This window comes from Corallococcus sp. AB030, from assembly GCF_003668965.1.
Classification (GTDB): domain Bacteria; phylum Myxococcota; class Myxococcia; order Myxococcales; family Myxococcaceae; genus Corallococcus; species Corallococcus exiguus.
In genome coordinates, this window is sequence record NZ_RAWQ01000037.1 from 23295 (window position 1) to 44127 (window position 20833).

Below are 20833 nucleotides of genomic sequence, written 5' to 3' on the forward strand. Positions count from 1 at the left end.
GCCAGGGAGCGTGCCTTCTGTCCTGCTCGACTTGAGAATGGTGCGCGGTCAGCTCCACGGCATCGCGAGGTACGCGCTGGAGCTGGCGCGCCGTCTGCCCGCCCTGGCCCCGGACCTGGAGTTCTCCGCGCTGGTGCCGGCGAAGGGCCTGCCGGACGACCTGGGCGACCTGACGCCGACGATTCCGCTGCACCGGTCGAGGGCGGGGTATCTGTCACCGACCGAGCAGCCGCTGCTGGCGTACGAGTTGACGAAGCTGAAGCCTGACCTGTTCCACGCGACGTCGTTCTCGTTGCCGTTGTTCTGGCCGGGGAAGCTGGTGGCGACGTTGCACGACGCGAACCACCTGGCGCTGGCGGACCAGTACACGCCGGTGCAGGCGATTTATTACAAGGCCGTGGTGGGACCGCGGGCCCGGCTGGCGACTGCGCTGATTACGGTGTCTGACTTCTCCCGGGAGGAGCTGGGGAAGTATCTGAAGATGTCGCCGTACCGGTTCCAGGTGATCCACAACGGCGTGGATTCAAGGTTCCAGCCGCCCACGGCGAGCGAGGCGAAGGCATTCCGGGAGCAGCATGAGTTGCCGGAGCGGTACATCGCGGTCGTGGGCAACGCGAAGCCGTTCAAGAACCTGGCGATGCTGGGGAAGTTCGCTCCGGACCTGCCGGTGCCCCTGGTGTTGCTCGCGGGTAGGGGCGCGGTGGCACACGAAGTGGGACTGCACGAGAACGTCATCGACCTGGAGCAACTGCCTGAGTCGGAGATGCCGTTGTTCTATGGGGCAGCTACGGCGCTGCTCCTGCCGTCCAAGTACGAGGGCTTTGGATTGCCGGCCCTGGAGGCCATGGCGTCCGGGTGCCCGGTGATCGCGGCGGATGCGACAGCGCTCCCGGAGGTCGTGGGCGACGCGGCGCTCCGACTGGAACCGACGGTGTCTTCCGCATGGAGGGAGGCATGCCTGCGACTGTTACGTGACGACTCCCTCCGCCGAGAACTGGTGGACCTGGGCAGGGGGAGGGCCGCGCGTTTCACCTGGGACATCTGTGTATTGCAGACGTTGGGTGTATTTCGCAGAGCCCTGGGTTAGTTCACGTCGAAGGTACAATTCAATTCACTGCCATCGAAATAGCGATAGACAAATTCACCTTGCGCATCCGCGTTTGCCACATGGTCAAGGGTCAGGGTCGCGGACGACGGCGGTCCGGGCTTGAGATAGCCCCCCATCCGCAGGTCATTGATGGGGTCGTAGTATCCCGCCCACCGCAAGCCGCTGGACTCGCCTGCGGCAACCAGCTCATCCTCGCTCCCCCGAACCAACTCATAAGCAGTCGGCGAGCGAATCACGAGCTCTTCATTGAACGTGATACCCACCCCGATGGAGGCCACACCCTTATCAAGGAGAGAATCCGTGACATACGACAACGCGAGGTAGGTCACCTTGTTGTCGTTCAGAGCCGGATGGGTCCGCTCCAGGGAACTCCTCTCACCGTCAATGGGCCAGTTCACAGCCTGTCCCAGATGGGTTCCCTGACACGATCCCTTGGCGGGCGAATCACAGCCGACGGCAAGCGCTCCGCAACAGGACAGCACAAGAGCAAGTCGCAACGATGACGGGTTCATGAGTGCCAGTCTAAACCAGCTCTGGACAGGACCCAAGCCACCCCCGAGCTACCTTCCATGACAAGCCTTGCGACTTCGCCCCTCATTCCAAGCGTATTCCGAGTAGCGCGTGTTCTTGCCGGGGTGGTGCTCTTCTTCGCCTCGACCGCAAGCGCCCAGGCCATCCACCCGCTCCAGGGCGCAACTCCGAAGGCTTTCTCCCTGACGGTGAGTGGCGGCGTATCCCTGGGCACGTATGAGGCCGGGTTCCTGTACTACTCGGGAACATCCTCTCAGGGAGAGCGCGCCGTGGACCTGCGACTCGTGACTGGCGCATCCGCGGGAAGCCTCAACGCCTTGCTTGCGATCATGGCGACCTGTGGCGTGGATGCGTCAACACCGGGCCAGTCGTTGTTCTGGGACATCTGGGTTCCCATCGGCTTCAATGACCTCTTCGTCCCGTCCTCGACGACGCCGCTCGGAGTCTTCTCGCGGGAGGCGCTGGAGCGGCGCGCTTCTCATGTCGAACAGGCCTGGAACCGAGGCTTGGACCGCTCCTGCGACGTAGTGCTCGGAGTTTCAACGACGCGCCTTTCGCCTCGTGCCCTTCAGGCCGCGAATGGCCGTCTCGACCTTCCGCGACTCGAAGAGAAGTTCGCCATCCGCATCCAGGGACGCGGGCCCGGACGCGCTCCACGCGCGACCAACTACACCGCGCGCGAGGGCCGGCGCATGGAGCTGCTGCTGGAGACGGACGAGCACGGAGAGCTCCCCTTCGCGAACCTGCGCGAACTGCTGCTCGCGTCCATGTCCTTCCCCATCGCGTTCCCGCCCCAACCCCTGCGGACCTGCGCGCCGAACGCCTCCGCGAAGCCTGGGGTCTGTCTGCCTTCGGAGGCGAAGCGGGAACTCTTCATCGATGGCGGCGTCTTCGACAACACACCCCTGCGTCTGGCCGTGGGGCTCGCCCGTGATGGTCTTCGCGAAACCGCGGACGGCAAGCTGGAGTGGCGTCCGGTTCCACAGCCCAACACACGCACGACGCCTCCCGGTATCGCGTTCGCATTCATCGATCCGGACGCCACCGAGTATCCGGTCGCGCCACCTCCGCAGGCGAGCGCCGGACCCACGTCACTGCCGGGAACACTCGCGGAGATCCTGGCGGCCTTCGTGGACACGGCGCGGTCCAAGGAACTGGCCATGCTGCTGGAGGAGGAGCCGGAGATCGCCAAGCGACTCACCCTGCCCCGTCGGCACTTCCCTGCTGCCGGTGCCCCCCTCTTCGCGTTCCTGGGCTTCTTCGAAAAAAGCTTCCGTGTCTTCGATTTCTACCTGGGCATGTATGACGCCCGGCGGATGATGGATGACGCGTTCCGGGAAGGGCACACCCAAGCGGAACAGCCTCGCGCAGCGGCGATGGATGGTGTTGGCGGATGGCAGCCCTTCGCCTGCATGAGCGCCGTCTATGACTCCTCACCGAGCGCGGAGCAGGCGTGCCAGGGCGAAGCGCTGTCGGACTTCCGGGCGCTGTTGCAGATGTCTCTCGACCAGCTCTACGACGCATGCAGCAAGTCCGCCGGCAGCGTCCCCCCGGGCACCTGGCGCAATGCGCACTGTGACCGCGCCATCGCGGGCCAGCCGCCGCCCCATGTCCCGGGCCTCCAGGCCAACACGTGGCCGGACTGGAAGCAGCGCAAAGAGGAATCAGAGCTGGCGTATTCGATGCGGCTGCTGGGCGCTTACGGCTTCGGGTTCCGGGACCTCGGTGTCCCGAAGGGCCAAGGAGACCAGGCCGTCATGCGCATCCGCCATGCGCTGGGTGACGCGGCCATCCGGCTCGCGGCGGTGCAGCCCGCCGCCGACAAGCCCACGGTCCGCTTCGCCAGCAAGCTCGCGGTGGACAGCATCAGCTACGAACCCCAGCGCCTGTCGCTGCACATCACGATGGGGCCCACGGAGAGCGAACTGGGCTTGAGCGTCGGGGCCTCCGAGATGCCTCTGTCGTCCGGGCTCCGGTTCGCGGGTGCTCTTGGGTTTCGGGGACTCGAGGACGTCCTCTCCTCCGGCAGCAGCAGCGATCCCTTTGGCGTGATCCTCGCGGGAGGACTGGAGTTCCAGCCCCGCGCCGAGCAGACCTTCCTCTCCCAAAGCCGCCTGGCCCTTCGCGCCGGATGGTTGTTCAGCGCGAACGACGACTACGGAACGAGCCTCTGCACGGACCGAGGCGCCAGCCACGTGACCGCGTGCTCACGGCCCGTCGTCCAGGCGCTCGTGGGCATCACCTTCCTGGAGTTCCTCCGGGCCCAGGTGGTCGGCGAGTGGTACCCGGGCAGCAACTCGCGGAAGACGCTCTGGTCCGTGGCCCCAGGCATCGGCCTGGAGCTTGGACTCTGACGAGTCCTCGCGAAATCCAGGACGGGCCCCCCTGAGATCCGTGACGCGGGCGTAAAGTCACGTACCTTCATGGTCTCCATTCGCTCGATCGCTCTCTCCTGCATCGTCGTACTCGGCATCTTCGCTGCCTGCAGTGACGATTCCCCCAACCCTCCCGGCGGGACACCCGACGCCTCTGTGCCAGATGCGTCCGTTCCTGAGATGTGCACTGACGCTGGCACCACGCAGTGCGGCGACACCTGCGTCAACACCGACAGTGACCTTGCCCACTGCGGAGGGTGCGACCAGGCCTGCACGACCACCGAGGCCTGTGAGGCCGGTGTCTGCGTCGCGGTCTGTCGGATCGACGGCCAGCAGGTCGAGGCCGGGGCGGTGAACCCGGCGAACGCGTGTGAGCAGTGCGTGCCCGCGACGTCCGCGACCACGTGGACGCCGCTCGCGGACGGGGCGGCGTGCGGCTCGGGACAGATTTGCTCGGCCGGGGCGTGCAGCCCGAAATGCCTGATCGACGGCACGTTCTACTCCGAGGGTACGCCGAACCCCGCGAATGCCTGCGAGGTCTGCGCGCCCACGACGTCGACGACGACGTGGTCGGCTCGCGCGAGCGTTCCGCTGCTGGTCGGCGGCGTCGACATCGCAGCGCAGGGTTGGACGACGGTCGCGCAGACGCCGAACACACTCACGTACGGCGAGGACTACGTCCGCCTCGCGACGTCGACGGACAGCGGCGGCCGAACCAGCGGGCAGTTGCTCATCACGCGGGCGAACGCGTTCGACGCAACGAAGCCGTTCAAGCTCCGCGTGACGATGCAGGTCGAGTCGGCGAACAACCACAACCAGCTCGACAGCGGCGCGGCCATCCTGGGCAGCTTCACCCCGCCGTTCGGCAACTCCACGGATCGCTCGCAGATGATCTACCTGGACAATGCGGCGATTGGCTGGGCGGATGACACGCAGTCCGCGGCATTCTCCGTGACCGATGGCGCGTACCATGTCTACGAGCTCGTGGTGGATGCCGCGAAGGTCGCGACGGTGAGCATCGACGGCGTCGCGAAGCTCACGCGGAACAACTTCTCGGCGACCGGCACCATCGCCCTCGGAGACCAGACCAACGATCCGAAAGTTGACGGCGTGGTGCGGATCAAGTCGGTCGAGCGGCTCTGCCAGTGAGGCTCCTCCCTGTCCCCATTCATGTGAATGGGGTCAGGGTCATGTGTGGGCCATGACCGGGAACCGGTGGGCCTCTTGTGAGGGATGGAAGTTGCGCACGAACAGGTCGGCTTCCATGTCCTCACCGGCCGTCACGGCCTCCGGCCAGTAGCGCTCCGGAGTGAACCCGAAGCGGATGGACCGGATGGGCCGGTCAATCAACCGGGGGATCCAGGCTCGCAGGTCGAAGGGCTCGCGGGCGAAGACGTCGTCGAGGTACAGCGTCTCGCCTTCGACTCCCGCGAACGCCCAGGCGTCCGTTCCCAACTGGCGCAGGGGCCTCGCGAAGCCATTGGCCACGGGCCAGCTCGCCACCGTCGCGTAGCCTCGCGCGCCGAAGCGTTCCGTGGAGGGACGCCCTTCGCTGGAGAGCGTGGCGAGGCCAGCGCGCACTTCCGCGTCATCCAGATTGAGCGTGGGCGCGGGTGGGCCCGCCGGCACGGCATCGTACGGGGTGGCGAACAACGTCTGCATTTGAGGCTGGAACCCGAAGCGCGGGTAGAACTGGCGCACCTTGGGGTTGGCGAAGAGCAGCACGGGCGCATCCCCACACGCGTCCAGCGCGGCGTTCATGACCACGCGCGCAAGTCCCCGGCCACGATGCGACGGCAAACACCCCACGGCTCCCAGCTGATGGGCCAGCACCTCGCGCCCTTCCAACAGCAGGCGCATCCGCATCACGGAGGTGTTGGCCACCACGCGGCCGTCCTCAATCAGCGCGAACGCACGATAGTCGTCGTTCCACTCTCCCCATGCACGCCAACGGCGGAAGTCCGCGCGGCGGAACACCTGGGGCACGTAGTCACAGAACAGCTCCTGCAATCCGGTATCGACCTGCCTGATTTCGGTGACCGCAACGGATTCCATCACACGCCCCCACTCAGCTTGAAAACTCAATCAGGTTCATGGCGGAGCGGCGTACAGAACTCGCACAGCCCCAGGCCCCAGATGAGCATGAACGACAGGTGCACGCTGGGGTGGAACGGTAGGTAGTGCACCAGGGCCAGGACGTGGAAGCCCACGAAGGACAGCAGGGCTCCCGTGGCCGGAATCGAACCCGCCCGGTGCCTTCGCACCAATGCCCTCGCCAGCAGGAAGTGCATCGTCGCCAGCAGCACCAGGCCCACGAGCCCCGTCTCCGCCCAGGCCGTCAGCCAGATGTTGTGTGAGTCCGTGGCCAGCAGGTCCGTGATACCCGTCTCCGCCTGCGTCGCCAGGGCCGCGGGTTTGTGATTGCCGAAGCCCACGCCCACCCAGGGGTGCTCTCGCACCAGGCGCCAACCCACGGACATCGCCAGCGAGCGCTCTCCGCTGCCGAAGAGGTTGTCCACCGCCTTGCCGAACCGCTCCCGCCACGCGGGCGTCAGCAGCACCACGGCCACCAGCGCCACCGCCACTCCGAGCCCCGCCTTCCGCGCCGTCCCCCGCAGCAACAGCAGCAGCGCCAGCACGCACACGCCCAGCGCCGCTCCCAACGCTGCTCGCGCGAACGCGCCGTAGATGGACAGCAGCAGCCCCAGCACCATCACGCCGGCCAGCACCCGCCTCCGCGTCACCTTCGACCGGCCAATCACCGCCAGCGCCGGGCCCAGCACCGCGATGGCTCCGTGCGCGAACCGCAGCCGGTGGAAGAAGAAGCCTCCCGCCGCGTACCTCGGGTTCTCCTCCGTTCCGAAGTTCTCGTGCAGGCGCGACAGGTTCAGCTTCAGGAACTTGGGCGGCTCCCAGGGCCACTGCACCCGGTGCTGGAAGAAGCCCAGCGCCGCCGCCAGCAGCCAGCCTCCCGCGACGAGGCTCCCCAGCATCAGCCACGGCACTCCCAGCGTCCCGATGCACGCGACCGCGGCTCCCGCAACCGTGTCCAGCGCCTGGCCGTACCTCGCGCCCCGGGGCCACTTCGTCGCGGCTCCTGTCAGCAGCGCCACCGCCGGGGACAGCAGCTGCCAGACGCTCAGGGCGACGCTCGCCAGCACGAACGCCCTGACGTCCTTCTCCAGGCGCAGCCGCTTCGTTGCCGCCAGCGCCAGGGCCAGCGCCGTGGCCAGGATGGCTCCGGCCTGGAGCACCGCCTCCGCCAGCACCAGACCTACCGCGTAGAGCCCCAACACCGTGGCGACCGCCGTCTTCCAGCGCCCTGACTCGACCGTCTTCGTTTCCGTGCCCATACCGTGCGCCTCGGATTCGCGAGGCCGGTGGACCCTATCCCACCTCGTGCTCCGCTGCCCTTCCGGACTGGACCTGGAATCCCCGGCGATGGACGCCGTCATCCCTTTTCACGCGCTTGACGTTGGCGCTCTGGACGGGCACGCGTTACCCAGGGTCCTTTCCCCGGTCCCCCTTCCGATATGCGCACCACCCATCGACCGTTCACCACTTTGGCTCTGGCACTGTCCCTCTTCGTGGCCGCGCTGGAGATGACCGTCGTCTCCACCGCCATGCCCACGGTGGTCAGCGACCTGGGCGGCATCCAGCACTACGCGTGGGTCTTCACCGCGTACATGCTGTCATCCACCATCACCGTCCCCATCTACGGGAAGCTCGCCGACCTCTACGGCCGCAAGCCCATCGTCCTCTTCGGCTCCACCCTGTTCCTGCTGGCGTCCCTGGCGTGCGGGTTCTCCACGTCGATGAACATGCTCATCGCGTTCCGCGTCCTCCAGGGCCTGGGCGCCGGCGCCATGCAGCCCATCGCGCTCACCATCATCGGGGACATCTACACGCTGGAGCAGCGCGGGAAGGTCCAGGGCGCGTTCAGCGCCGTGTGGGGCATCGCGGGCCTCGCCGGCCCTCTCACCGGCGGCCTCATCGTGAAGTACCTCACGTGGCACTGGATCTTCTTCATCAACATCCCCATCGGCATCGCATCCATGGTGCTGCTCGTCATGTTCTTCCACGAGCAACTCAAGCCCAAGGTGCGTGCCCGGCTCGACTACGCGGGCGCGGCGCTGCTGTCCTCGGGCGTCGTGGCGCTGCTGTTCGGCGTGCAGGGTTCGGGAGCGACGCTGCTCGCCCTGCCCCTGGCCGCCGTGCTCCTCACCGCGTTCGTGTTCGTGGAGCTTCGCGCCGCCGAGCCCATCATCCCGATGAGCATCTTCAAGATTCCCACCATCGCCATCTCCAGCCTGGCCGGCGCCCTCTTCTCCGCCGCCCAGTTCGGCGCGACCACCTATGTGCCCCTGTACGTGCAGGGCGTGCTCGGCGGCTCCGCCACGATGGCGGGCGGGATGATCACCCCCATGATCGTCGGCTGGCCGCTGGCGAGCCTCATCGGCGGCAGGCTCATGGTGCGCACCGGGTTCCGGCCGCTCATCGTCGGCGGGCTGGGGCTGGCCTCCATTGGCACCGTGCTGATGGCGCTGCTGCTCAAGCCCGGGGCTTCCATGCTGGTGCCGCAGCTCGCCATGGGGTTGTTTGGCATTGGCCTGGGCTTCGCCGCCATGGCGACCATGGTGGCAGTCCAGACCACCGTGGGCTGGGAGCTGCGCGGCGTGGCCACGGCCAGCAGCATGTTCTTCCGCACCATCGGCGGGTCGCTGGGCGTGGGCATCATGGGCGGCGTGCTGGTGTCACAGCTCATGAAGGACCCGAATGTCCCCGTGAGCGCCGCCACGGAGCTGCTCGGCCCCGAGCATGGACGCGGCCTGGCTCCCGCCGTCCTCGAGACGCTCGGCGGAGCGCTGAACACCGGGCTGTCCATCAACTTCTGGATCATGTGCTCGGCGATGATCGCCGCGTTCGCGGCGGGCCTGTTCTTCCCCAAGGTGAAGCGCGTCACCACGCCCGTGAACATGTCGGACGTCACCGCCTCCCACTGATGCCCGGCGTCCTTCTAAGCCGCCGGGTTCCAGGAGCTGGGGCTCGCTGGAAGCCGGCGGCACGTCATGCGTCTGGCCTTGCGCTGACGCTCACCGGCCCTGTCACTCCGCGCTGGCGCTCAGCGGCGTGCAGGTCACGTTGGCGGACACGGCCCACAACGCGTCACCCCAGACGCCGGAGAACCCCCGGAAGTAGATCCTGTTGCCCACGCGCGTGAACTCCTCGGGTCCCTCGGCCCCGGGGCTCGAGGTGGTGACGCGCCCCGTGCCCGCCGCCGTGCCATTCGTGACCTGCGGCATGAGTCCCAGTCCGCCGTCCCACGAGCTGAAGAGCAGCGTGCCAGAGCCCGTGTCGAAGAGGGGCGAACTGCTCTCGTCGGACGTGGTGAGCCCCTGGCTGACCTGCCGCGTCCCTCCCGCAGTGCCGTCCGTCACCCACAGCCCGACCTGGCGAGGCGCGGGGCCCGGCGAGCTGATCGCCACGGACAGGTAGAGCTTGCCCCCGGCCTCCCGCGAGTCCTGCACGTAGGGCGTGTTGTCCTGCTGGCCAGGATAGGGATTGGGCAGCGTCGTCACCAGGGTCTTCCCGCCTCCGGAGAGCGACAGGCGGTTCAGCTTCAACCGCTCGCCATCGTCGGCGAGCGTGGACAGGTAGACGTAGGAGCCCAGCGCCCCCAGCAGCCGCGCCTGCTTGCCGAAGGTGTCCAGGCGCACCGTGCCCGCCGCCGTTCCATCCGTCCGCCACACCTCCGTCCCGGCGGAGTCGTCCAGCGTGAACAACCCGTTGCCGTTCGCGAGCCGGCGCGTCGCCGTCACGAAGGGGGCCCCCGCGTCCACGCGCTTGACGAGCCGGGTGCCCGCCGCCGTGCCGTCCGTCCGCCACAGGCGCGTGCCGTGGGTCGCGTCCTGGAGGAAGAACAACAGCGCGTCATTCGTCCGTACCGTGGAGCTGGACAGGAACGCCCCCGAGCCGAAGTCCACCACCCGGTACGTCCCCGCCTCCGTCCCGTCCGACCGCCACAGCTCCACCGCGCTCTCCTCCCTGCGGAAGAAGGTCAGCACGCCCCCCAGGTCGGTGAGATTCGAGAGAATGGAGTTCGCGCTGCCCGGTACGATGTCCTTCACGAGCCTCGTTCCCGCCGCCGTCCCGTCGCTCACCCACAACTCGAAGCCCGTGGCCGGGTCACTCATCTTGAAGAAGACCCGCGAGCCCACGGCCGTGAGCGACGAGAAGTCCCGGTAGTTCAAGCCCGCGAAGGGGAACTCCTTCACCGGAACGGTGCCCACCCCGGTGCCGTCACTGCGCCACAGCCCAGCCGTCCCCTGGTAGGGATCCACGGTGAAGTACAGCGTGCCCGCCACGTTCGTCAGCCAATCGGGAATGGGCCGGGATGGCGAAGGCAACGGCGCACCCGGCGGGAGGAGGTCCTTCACCTTGAAGGCCGCCATGGCGGGTGTGCACGCCTGCGCCTGAACCTGCTGCTCCTGGGCCACGGGCGGCTCCATGTCCCGCGCTCCACCACAGCCCACGAACGACAACCCTGCAAGGATCCACCCGAATCGCATACGCATTGCCCAACTCCTTGTCAGACCGAAGCAAGGGACGGTGGGACACCTGGAGATGGCTGCCAATGTGGTCCAGCGGTGTCAGGGCTTGCGGTAAACATGACGCGCACGCGAAGGCCCCTCCGCTGTCGGGAAACCGACGCGCCCGACTTTTCCCATCACAGACATTGCATGTCGTGGGCCAGATGGAGTCCCATCCCTCCCCGGGGGATGCACGGCCTACACCTCGGGAGATGAAAGATGGCGGGTCCGCTGAGTGATGAGGAGCTTGGAAAGATCGACGCCTACTGGCGCGCGGCGAACTACCTGTCCGTCGGGCAGATCTACCTCAAGGACAACCCGCTGCTGGAGCGGTCCCTCTCCCGCGAGGACATCAAGCCCCGACTGCTCGGGCACTTCGGCACCACGCCCGGCCTCAACTTCATCTACGTGCACCTGAACCGCATCATCCGGAACCACCGGGCCAACATGATGTATCTCATTGGCCCCGGCCACGGTGCTCCGGGCATCATCGCCAACACGTTCCTCGAAGGCTCCTACACGGAGCTGTATCCCAACATCGAGCGCAACCGCGACGGCATGAAGCGCCTGTTCCGCCAGTTCTCCTGGCCCTACGGCGTCCCCAGCCACGACGCGCCGGAGGTCCCCGGCTCCATCAGCGAAGGCGGCGAGCTGGGCTACTCGCTGCTCCACGCGTACGGCGCCGTGCTGGACAACCCGGACCTCATCGTCCCGTGCGTCGTCGGCGACGGCGAGGCGGAGACGGGCGCGCTCGCCGCGAGCTGGCACTCCAACAAGTTCATCAACCCCATCACCGACGGCGCGGTGCTGCCCATCCTGCACCTCAACGGGTACAAGATCGCCAACCCCACGGTGCTTGCCCGCATCGACGCCGACGAGTTGGAGTCCCTCTTCAAGGGCTACGGCTACACGCCCTACTTCCTGGAGGGCGACGACCCCAAGGACATGCACCAGCGGATGGCGCAGGTGCTGGACACCCTCTACGCCGAAATCACACGCATCCAGCGCCACGCCCGCGAGAAGAACGACCCTACCCGCCCGCGCTGGCCCATGCTCGTGCTGCGCACCCCCAAGGGGTGGACCGGCCCGAAGGTCGTGGATGGCAAGCCCGTGGAGGGCACCTGGCGCGCCCACCAGGTCCCGCTGGAGGAGGTGCGCGACAACCCCGAGCACCTGAAGATTTTGGAAGCGTGGCTCCACGGCTACCGGCCCCGCGAGCTGTTCGACGCGAATGGCACCTTCCGCGAGGAGTTGGCGGACATCGCTCCCAAGGGCCGGCTGCGCATGGGCGTCAACGTGCACTCGAACGGCGGCCAGCTGTTGGTGCCGTTGGTGCTGCCGGCCTTTCGCGACTACGCGGTCGACCCGGGCGTCCCGGGTTCCAAGCAGGTCAGCGCCACCAAGGTGCTGGGCGGCTACCTGCGGGATGTGATGCGCCACAACCTGGCGGCGAAGAACTTCCGCATGTTCGCCCCGGACGAGAACGCGTCCAACCGGCTCCAGGACGTCTACGCCGTCAGCGGCAAGAGCTGGGACGCGAAGCAGGAGCCCACGGACGAGAACCTCTCCGTGGACGGCCGCGTGATGGAGGTCCTGAGCGAGCACCTCTGCCAGGGCTGGCTGGAGGGGTACCTGCTCACCGGACGCCACGGCTTCTTCTCCTGCTACGAGGCGTTCATCCACATCATCGATTCGATGTTCAACCAGCACGCCAAGTGGATCAAGAGCGCCAGGGAGCTGCCGTGGCGCAAGCCCATCGCGTCGCTGAACTACCTGCTCAGCTCGCACGTGTGGCGGCAGGACCACAATGGGTTCTCCCACCAGGACCCGGGCTTCATCGACCACGTGGCCAACAAGAAGGCGGACACGGTGCGCATCTACCTGCCGCCGGACGCGAACACGCTCTTGTCGGTGGCGGACCACTGCCTGCGCTCGAAGAACTACGTGAACCTCATCATCGCGGGGAAGCAGCTCTCGCCGGTGTGGTTGGACATGGCGAGTGCGGTGCGCCACTGCTCGGCGGGCATTGGCGCGTGGGACTGGGCTGGCAATGACGATGGCGACCCGGACGTGGTGATGGCCTGCGCGGGCGACGTGCCCACCATGGAGACGCTGGCCGCGGTGACGCTGCTGCGCGAGTGGGCTCCGGAGCTCAAGGTGCGCGTGGTCAACGTGGTGGATGTCTTCACGCTCGCGCCCGTGCACGTCCATCCTCACGGGCTCAACGAAGAGGACTTCAACCGCCTGTTCACCACGGACAAGCCCGTGGTGTTCGCGTTCCACGGCTACCCCACGCTCGTGCACAAGCTCACATACAACCGGGCCAACCACGGCAACATCCACGTGCACGGGTACAAGGAAGAGGGCACCACGACGACGCCGTTCGACATGACGGTGCTCAACGACATGGACCGCTTCACCCTGGCGCTGGATGCCATCCGGCACTCGAAGGCCGCGCGGCACCGGCTGGACGACGCGGAGCAGCGCTTCTCCGAGGTGCGCCAGCGCCACAAGCTCTACGTGTCGGAGCACGGCGAGGACATGCCCGAGGTGGCCGACTGGAAATGGACCGCGCGATGAGTGATTCAGGCGCGGTGCTGGTCATCAACAGCGGCTCGTCGTCGCTGAAGTTCGGCCTCTACGATGAGCAGGGTGGCCAGGAGGCGGTGCGGTTCAAGGGCAGCGCGACCCACATTGGCGCGGAGCAGGGCCGGCTGGTCGTGAAGGACGGCGCGGGGAAGCAGGTGCGCGCGGTGGACGTGCGGAATCCGTCACAGGAGGACGCGTTCCGCGAGGCCGTGCGGCACCTGGAGGAGCTGGGCGCAGAGCGGCCCCGCGCCATCGGGCACCGCGTGGTGCATGGCGGTCCCCACCTGCGCGAGCACCAGGCCCTGACGCCGGAGGTGATGAAGGCGCTGGAGGAGGCGACGCACTTCGCGCCGCTGCACATCCCTCCGGCGCTGCGGCTCATCCGGGCCACCGAGCGGCAGTACCCGGGCGTGCCGCAGTTCGTCTGCTTCGACACGGCCTTTCACGCCACGCTGCCGGAGGTCGCCTCGACGCTCCCCCTGCCCCGCTCCGTGAGGGACCAGGGCGTGCAGCGGTACGGCTTCCATGGCCTGTCGTATGAGTCCATCGTGGCGAGGCTGCTGCCCCACATCAACGAACGCACCGTGGTGGCGCACCTGGGCAATGGCGCGAGCCTCGTGGCGCTCGAGTGGGGACGCTCCGTCGACACGTCCATGGGCTTCACGCCCACCGGCGGCATCCCCAGCGGAACGCGCACGGGCGACCTGGATCCCGGCGTCCTGCTATTCCTGATGCGCACGGGTGGAATGGACGCGGACGCGCTGGAGTCGCTGGTGAACCACGACGCCGGGCTCCGGGGGCTGTCGGAGGGGACCAGCGACATGCAGGCCCTGACGCGCGACGCGGCGGCGGGCAACGCGGCGGCGGCACTGGCGGTGGACGTCTTCACGCGCGGCATCGCGAAGACGGTGGGCGCCTATGCGACGGTGCTCGGCGGGCTGGACATGCTCGTCTTCACCGGCGGCATCGGGGAGAACAGCGCGCGGATCCGCGAGGGTGTGTGCGAGAGACTGGGCCACCTGGGCATCCAGCTCGATGCGCGGCGGAACGAGGCGGGCGAGGGGCTCATCACAGCCAAGGGCTCCCGGTGTCCGGTCTGCGTGCTGCCCAGCGATGAGGAGAGACAACTCGCCCACCACACGCGCCGGCTGCTTCGCGGGTGAGGCCCCCTACGCCTGCCGCGTCACGCTTCGGCGCGGCAGGTGCAGCAAGCCTTCGCGGCGCAACCACAGGGCCGCCGCGACGATGGTCAGCAGTGTCGTGGGCATCCAGGCCGCCACGGCGGGCGCCAGACGCTCGGTGAGCACCAGCGTGCGGGACACCACCATCAGGCCCCACATCGCCACGGCGATGAGCAGCCCCTCCACCACCGCCGCCGTCAGGTGTCCTCGCCGGTTCGTCCGCAGCGCCAGGCCCACGGCGAGCAACGCCGCGGGCAGCCCCGCCAGCGGATACGCGAAGCGGTTGTGCCACGCGAGCTGGAAGGCCTTCGTCGCGAGCCCCACCTCCGCTCGCGCGACAATCTGTTCGCCCAACTCACCCAGGCGCATCTGCTCCGGACGGCCCGGCCGGATGCGGAACGTCGTCGCGCCCACGCCCAGCTCGTACTCCGCGGTGGGCTGCTGCGTCACGGACGTGCGCCCGTCCTCCGTGAACGTGCGCTCCACCACGTCCGTCAACTCCCAGCGCGTGCCCTCCACCGGGCGCATCCGCCCCGCGTCCACTCGGCGGCGCAGCTTGAACTCCGGCGTCAGCGTGAAGATGGAGACGTTCTCGAAGCCCTCCTGGGGATTGCCGCCTCGCAGGAAGAAGATGGCGTCCCCCCGCCGGAACCACTGCTTCGGCGTGTAATACATCCGCCAGTCGCCCCAGCGGTTGAAGCGCTGCGTGGTGATTTCATCCACGCGCCGGCCTGCCCTCGCGGCCACCGTCTCGTCGAACGCCACCAGCCCCACGCACGCCACCAGCGCGCACACGGCCACCGGCAGGTACAGCGCCGCCGGCCCGAAGGTGAGCGCGCGCAGCGCCGTCACCTCGCCCTTCTTGCGCAGCGCCGACACCGTGGTGCCCGCCGCCAGCAGCAGCGCCGCCGGCCCCAGCTGCTGCACCGTCACCAGCGCCTTGTAGCCATAGAGCTTGAGCACATCCAGCACCCAGCCCTCGCCGCCGTAGGCCTTCGCGCGATCCACGAAGTCCACCACCAGGAACACCGCCACCACGCCCGCCAGGATGCCCAGCGTGTAGCGCACGTACGCGCCCACCACGTACCGGAAGAGGGTGCCCTTCACCGCACCGTCCCCGAACGCGTCACGCGATACAGCGCGAACGCCCCCACCACCATGAAGAGCACGTTCGCCAGCTGCCCCGCGACGAACACCGGCATCTGGCCCTTCTGCCCCATCTGCTCGAAGGCGCGGCTCAGGAGGTAATAGAGGACATAGCCGCCCAGCGTCAGCAGGTAGCCCCACGCGCGGCCCGCCTGCCTGCGGCCAATCGCGAGCGGCGTGCCCAGCAGCGCGAACGCCACCGGCGCCACCGCGTTGCCCATCCGGCTGTGCAGCGCCATCAGGAAGGGGCGCGCATCCTCGCGCCGCTCCTCCGCGTCCTTCGCCGCCGCCAGGAGTTCCACTGGCGTCAGCTCCTCCTTCGGCGAGCGGAACCGGTTGCGCCGCGACAGCGAGCCGCCCAGCCCCACGTTGATCTCCGCCTTCTCGAACGCGACGACGCTCGCGTCCACCGAGGAGCGGTTGGCGCGGTGCACCTCGCCTTCCCTCAATTCAATCCGCAGCGCCTCGCCCCGCTCGGACGTGCCCACGCTGCCCTTGTGCGCCAGCACCAGCAACGGCGAGCTGGGGTCGCGGTCGTCGTGCAACAGCACGTTCGTCCACCCGCCGCCCTTGGGCGCCACCTTCTGCGCGTACAACGTCAGGTCGCTCAGGTCCTCGTAGAAGACGCCGGACTTCACGTCGCCCGCGACGTTCTTCTGGATGACCTCGCCCACCAGGTCCTTCACGCCCGTGAGGCCCCACGGCTCCACCGTGGACGTGAGCAACACCATGAACGCGCTCAGCGCGATACCCACGCCCAGCGGCGCCGCCAGCAGCTGGAGCGGGCTGATGCCCAGGGCCTGCAGCGACGTGAGCTCCCGGTCCTCGCCCAGCCGCCCCAGGCCCAACAGGATGGCCAGCAGGAACGCGATGGGCAGCGCCATCACCAGGAAGTGCGGCGCCAGGTACGCGATGAGCCGGCCCAGGTCGACCAGCGTCACCGCCGAGCCCAACAGCACGTCCGTGCCGCGCAGGAACTGCATCACGAACAGCAGCAGGAACATGAACGCCACCCACACACCCAGGGGGACGAGCAGTTCCTTGAGCAGGTAGCGCGCCAGCAGCTTCACGACCGCGCCCGCAGCCCCCGCGCGCCAATGTCCCGGCGGAAGTGCTTGCCCTCGAAGCGCACGGCGTCCGCCGACTCCAGGGCCCGCTCTCGCGCCGTCGCCAGGCTGTCACCCCGAGCGCACACCGTCAGCACCCTGCCACCCGCCGTCACCAGCGCGCCGTCCTGCTTCGCCACGCCCGCCAGGAACACGGGCGCGTTCGACGCCACCTCGTCCAGCCCTTCAATCCGCTGGCCCTTCTTCGGCGCCTCCGGGTAGCCCTCCGCCGCCAGCACCACGCCCACCGACGCGCCCGGGAACTGCTTCAGCGGCCGGGGCTCCAGCGTCCCCTTCGCGCACGCCTCCATCAGCGGCAGCAGGTCCTCGTCCACCTGCATCATCAGGACCTGCGTCTCCGGGTCGCCGAAGCGCGCGTTGAACTCCAGCACCTTCGGGCCGGACGCCGTGAGCATCAGCCCCGCGTACAGCACCCCGCGCAGCGGCGTGCCGCGCTTCTTGAGCACCGCCAGCGTGGGCGCGATGACCTGCTCGCCCACCTGGGCCAGCTGCGCCGGAGTGAGGAACGGCGCCGGGCAGTACGCGCCCATGCCGCCGGTGTTGGGGCCCGTGTCGCCCTCACCCACGCGCTTGTGGTCCTGCGACAGCGGCAGGAGCACGTAGCGCTCGCCGTCGCACAGGGCCATGAGCGACACCTCCTCGCCCTCCAGCAGTTCCTCCAGCACCATCCGCTGGCCCGCCTGCCCCATCTGGGCCACGGCGCGCACGGCTTCACGCGCGGCCTTCGCGTCCGGCGCGACGATGACGCCCTTGCCCGCGGCCAGGCCGTCCGCCTTCACCACGATGCGGCCCTGCGCCACGGCGTATGCCTCCGCCTCCGCCGCGTCCGTGAAGACGCGGAAGGCCGCGGTGGGCACGCCCGCCTCCGCCATCACCTCCTTGGCGAAGGCCTTGGAGCCCTCGATGCGCGCGGCCGCCGCGACGGGGCCGAAGCACGGGATGTCCACCTGCGCCAGCGCGTCCGCGACGCCCGCGACGAGCGGCGCCTCCGGGCCCACCACCACCAGGTCCACGCGCTCGCGGCGCGCCAGCGACACCACCGCCTCCGGCGAGTCCGCCTGCAACGGCACGTTGGTGCCCCACCGCGCCGTGCCCGGGTTGCCGGGGCCGACGAGGAGCCGCGAGAGACGAGGACTCTGGGCCAGCTTCCATGCGAGCGCGTGCTCGCGGCCGCCCGACCCCAGCAACAGGACCTTCACGTCAACCTCGCTCGTCCAGTTTGAAGAGCAGCGTCTTCGCCGGGAAGTAGGAGGGATCCAACCCCACCACCTTCTCCAGCACCGCGCGCGCCTCCTGCGGCTTCGACGTCATCAGCAGCTCCGCCAGCTTCGTCTGCGCGGACAGCATCTTCGGCGCGACGTCCAGGGCGGACTGCAACGAGCGCATCGCCCCCGCCACGTCCCTGTCCGCGGCCTGCGCGAGCCCCAGCGACAGGCGCGCCACCGGCAGCCCGCGCTCGACCCTCACCGCGCGCTCCGCCAGGTTCCGGGCCTGCGGCCCCTTCGTGTCCAGCGCGATGAGCGCCCGGTACGCCTGCGCACCGCCGCTGTTCTCGTTCACGTCCACCACGGTGTGCAGCAGCCGCTCCGCGGTCTGACGGTCCCCCTGATGGAAGCGCACCAGGGCCTCGTAGAGCAGGGGCTGCACGTCCTCCGGACGGTCGCTCAGGGACTTCACCACGTTCTCCACGCCCACCAGCGTGTCGCCCGGCCGCAGCCAGAAGCGCGACAGCGCGGGCCGGGGCGCCAGCCGCAGCGGATCCCACTCGCGCGCCTCCAGCACCGGGTAGAACAGGCGGAAGACCTCGTCGCGCTTCTTCGCGCTCGCCGCCGCCACGCCTTCCAGCAGCTTCGCGTCCATGCGGCGGTCGTCCAGCCGCACCGCCTGCTGGAAGCGCTCCTGGGCTCCAGCCACGTCGCCTTCCAGCAGGTGCACGCGCCCTTCCAGCACCTTCTCCAGCGCGGCGTCCTGCAACCGGCCCTGGAAGCCCTTCAGGTGCTCGCGGGCCAGGGCCGCGTCCTTCTTCGCCAGCGCCACCAGGAACAACTGCAGGTGGGCCTCCGGCATCGCCGGGACCACCTTCAGGGCCGACGCGGCCGCGCTCGCGGCAGCGGTGTCATTGCCCGCGGTGCGCTCCGCCGCGGCCAGGTGGCTGAAGATTTCGGAGGCGTCGCGCGGACCGTAGCGGGACGCGTTCTTCGTCAGCTCCTTCAGGGCGCGCACGGCTTCGCGCGCGTTGCCCTCCGCCTGGTAGCGCAGCACCGCCAGCGCCAGGGAGGCGCGCACGTCGCCCGCCTTCGCCTTCAACCGGTCCTCGTACAGCTTGCGCGCGCGGGCGGTCTCCCCGACCTCCACGTAGATGCGGGCGGTGGCCTCCAGGCTGTTCCAGTCCTGGGGATCCAGCTCCATCCGCTGGCGCAGCTGCTTGAGCGCCAGCCCGTACTGGCCGGCCTGCTCGTGCGCGAGCGCGCTGTAGTAGTCCACGCGCTGGAGGTTCGGCGCCAGCTTCCGCGCGGCGTCGAACTCCTGGTTCGCCAGCTCACGCGACGTGGCCACCTGCGAGCGGCCCAGCACCAGGTGCGCTTCGGCCTTGTAGGCGTCAGCGGCCTTCGGCTGGGACAGCACCTCCGTCGCCAGCCGCGCCGCCTCCTCCAGGTTGCCGGACTGACGCGAGCGCGCCAGCAGCAGGTTCGCGTGCGCGACGAGCAGCGCGGGCGTCTCTCCGGCCATGCCCGTCGCGGCCTGGATGAGCTCGCGCGCCTCCTGGAAGGAGTTGTCGTCCATGCCCGGACCGCGCCCGAGCGACAGCGCCTGCACGTACCCGGCGATGGCGTCCGTGCTGCGAGGGTCGAGCAGCAGCGCCTGCTGGAAGGACTCCTCGGCTTCCGTGTAGGCGATGCGCTGGTCCAGCTCGAGCTGCTTCTGGCCGGCCGCCAGGTGCTCCGCGCTGGTGCCCTCCAGCTCCAGGAACTGGAGCTTCCACCGGCCCACCGCGGCCAGCACCTCCGAAGGCACCTCGGCCGGAGCGGGGGGCTGCGCGGCCCGGGCCAGCTGCTCCTGCTGGGGCTTGTGCACGAGGAAGTAGTAGCCCGCGCCGCCGGCCCCCAGGACCGCCAGCGCCAACAGGCCGAAGACTCCCGCACGGCTGCCGCCACCGCGTCCGTCACGCTGCGCGCTGCGGACCGGCGCGGCCGTGATGTGCGACGTGCGCGCGGGCTTCACCGAGCTCACGCGCGAGTCCGGCGCCAGCGCCGTGGCGCCCTCGAACCGGGGTTCGTCCTCGGACGCGGTGCCGTCCAGGCCGCTCATCATGGGCAGTTCCACCAGACCGCCGCCGTCGGACGGAGGCGGCGCCGCCTCTGGCGCCACCACCACGGAGGACTCCCGGGGGAACGCGGACTCCCGCTGCTTGCAGGCCTCGCAGGTGCCCAGGGCCTGATCGAAGGGGTCCGTCAGGTCCTTGCCGCACGAGCGGCAATTCGTGTGCATCTCCTTCTTCGGGACCACAGGAGCGGGCGCGCGGGCGGACATGCGGCCCAGGGACACCGCCCCGGCGGGTGGCGAGGAGGCCCGCCCGGGCGTGGGCGCCAGCGGGGCTTCGGGCTCCAGGCCTCCGGGCGCCGGGCCGAGGAAGTCGAGCAGCGGGTCTTCCGGAGAGGTGGATGGCGCCGCTGTCGGCGCGGGAGCCGCCACCCCGGGCGCGTCGGGCACCGGAGGGCCGGGCTTCGCGGCGGGCGCCGGCCTGGGCGAGGACGGGCCCAGGTTCGCGAACGGGTCCGAGGGAAGGCCCCCGGAGGCCTGCGACGCGGGCGGCCCCAGGTCCGCGAACGGGTCCACGCTCCCCGGCGGCCCCAGCTCCGGCATCTCGCCGAAGTCCCCGAAGAGGTCCGACTTCGGAGCCGCCTTCGGTGCTTCCCGTGGCTTCGCGGCGACGGGCGCGGCGGCCGGATTGCTCCGGGGCTCGCGGGCGACTGGAGGCGCCGGTGCGGCCGCGGGCGGATTCGGCTCGGCGGCGGGAGGCACGGCCCCTTCAGGGGGGGCCGTCACGGACGCGGCCGAGGCCTCCCGCTTCACGAGCTGGAGGTGACGGCAGCGGGGACACTGCGCGCGGACGCCCTTGGTCGTGATCAACCGATCGTCGATCGCGTAGGCCGCCGCGCATTTCTGGCAGACGATGCGCATGAAG

At 69.1% G+C, this 20833-nt stretch carries 14 protein-coding genes; 6 read left to right on the forward strand and 8 right to left on the reverse strand.

Annotated elements, in window-relative coordinates; translation table 11 throughout:
• The first annotated feature begins 37 nt into the window (after window positions 1–37).
• The gene (locus D7Y15_RS12235) at window positions 38–1087 is read left to right on the forward strand and encodes a glycosyltransferase family 1 protein (protein ID WP_233604910.1); all 1050 of its coding nucleotides are present in this window, start codon (window positions 38–40) and stop codon (window positions 1085–1087) included.
• Here D7Y15_RS12235 and D7Y15_RS12240 read toward each other — a convergent pair.
• Window positions 1084–1620, reverse strand: coding sequence for a hypothetical protein (locus D7Y15_RS12240; protein ID WP_148712749.1), 537 nt, complete (start codon window positions 1618–1620; stop codon window positions 1084–1086). The genes D7Y15_RS12235 and D7Y15_RS12240 overlap by 4 nt on opposite strands.
• Window positions 1621–1677: 57 nt before the next feature.
• Here D7Y15_RS12240 and D7Y15_RS12245 point away from each other — a divergent pair, with 57 nt between their 5' ends.
• Together D7Y15_RS12245 and D7Y15_RS12250 are read left to right on the forward strand one after the other, a co-directional pair.
• Complete coding sequence (locus tag D7Y15_RS12245; protein ID WP_121752666.1) at window positions 1678–3993, forward strand: patatin-like phospholipase family protein; 2316 nt, start codon at window positions 1678–1680, stop codon at window positions 3991–3993.
• Between the two features lie 69 nt (window positions 3994–4062).
• Window positions 4063–5163, forward strand: coding sequence for a hypothetical protein (locus D7Y15_RS12250; protein WP_121752667.1), 1101 nt, complete (start codon window positions 4063–4065; stop codon window positions 5161–5163).
• A 39-nt stretch (window positions 5164–5202) separates the two neighbouring features.
• On the opposite strand, the gene D7Y15_RS12255 is transcribed toward D7Y15_RS12250, so the two are convergent.
• Together D7Y15_RS12255 and D7Y15_RS12260 are read right to left on the reverse strand one after the other, a co-directional pair.
• A complete protein-coding gene (locus tag D7Y15_RS12255) occupies window positions 5203–6069 on the reverse strand; it encodes a GNAT family N-acetyltransferase (protein WP_121752678.1) in 867 nt (288 codons plus the stop codon).
• Window positions 6070–6095: 26 nt separating this feature from the next.
• Window positions 6096–7367, reverse strand: coding sequence for an O-antigen ligase (locus D7Y15_RS12260; RefSeq protein WP_121752668.1), 1272 nt, complete (start codon window positions 7365–7367; stop codon window positions 6096–6098).
• A gap of 180 nt (window positions 7368–7547) precedes the next feature.
• On the opposite strand from D7Y15_RS12260, the gene D7Y15_RS12265 reads away from it, so the two are divergent.
• The gene (locus D7Y15_RS12265) at window positions 7548–9017 is read left to right on the forward strand and encodes an MDR family MFS transporter (protein ID WP_121752669.1); all 1470 of its coding nucleotides are present in this window, start codon (window positions 7548–7550) and stop codon (window positions 9015–9017) included.
• Window positions 9018–9119: 102 nt separating this feature from the next.
• On the opposite strand, the gene D7Y15_RS12270 is transcribed toward D7Y15_RS12265, so the two are convergent.
• A complete protein-coding gene (locus D7Y15_RS12270) occupies window positions 9120–10589 on the reverse strand; it encodes an ELWxxDGT repeat protein (protein ID WP_121752670.1) in 1470 nt (489 codons plus the stop codon).
• A 234-nt stretch (window positions 10590–10823) separates the two neighbouring features.
• Between D7Y15_RS12270 and D7Y15_RS12275 the strand changes: the two genes are divergently transcribed.
• Window positions 10824–13184 carry a phosphoketolase gene (locus D7Y15_RS12275; RefSeq protein WP_121752671.1) on the forward strand — a complete coding sequence of 787 codons (2361 nt, stop codon included), beginning with the start codon at window positions 10824–10826 and terminating at the stop codon, window positions 13182–13184.
• Window positions 13181–14356: an acetate/propionate family kinase gene (locus D7Y15_RS12280; RefSeq protein WP_121752679.1), complete on the forward strand. Its 1176-nt coding sequence runs from the start codon at window positions 13181–13183 to the stop codon at window positions 14354–14356. The genes D7Y15_RS12275 and D7Y15_RS12280 overlap by 4 nt, the downstream gene beginning before the upstream one ends.
• 6 nt (window positions 14357–14362) lie before the next feature.
• Here the strand turns inward: D7Y15_RS12280 and D7Y15_RS12285 are convergent, their stop codons facing one another.
• The 4 genes from D7Y15_RS12285 to D7Y15_RS12300 are packed head-to-tail and all read right to left on the reverse strand — an operon-like array spanning window position 14363 to window position 20829.
• Complete coding sequence (locus D7Y15_RS12285) at window positions 14363–15481, reverse strand: LptF/LptG family permease (protein WP_121752672.1); 1119 nt, start codon at window positions 15479–15481, stop codon at window positions 14363–14365.
• Window positions 15478–16590: an LptF/LptG family permease gene (locus D7Y15_RS12290; protein WP_120578008.1), complete on the reverse strand. Its 1113-nt coding sequence runs from the start codon at window positions 16588–16590 to the stop codon at window positions 15478–15480. The genes D7Y15_RS12285 and D7Y15_RS12290 overlap by 4 nt, the downstream gene beginning before the upstream one ends.
• Entirely contained in the window at window positions 16587–17846 is a 1260-nt protein-coding gene (purD, locus tag D7Y15_RS12295; RefSeq protein WP_120578007.1) for a phosphoribosylamine--glycine ligase, read from the reverse strand. Before purD ends, D7Y15_RS12290 begins: the two co-directional genes overlap by 4 nt.
• A gap of 1 nt (window position 17847) precedes the next feature.
• Window positions 17848–20829 (reverse strand): tetratricopeptide repeat protein, encoded by a 2982-nt coding sequence (locus D7Y15_RS12300; RefSeq protein WP_121752673.1) that lies wholly within the window; start codon window positions 20827–20829, stop codon window positions 17848–17850.
• Between the last annotated feature and the right edge of the window lie 4 nt (window positions 20830–20833).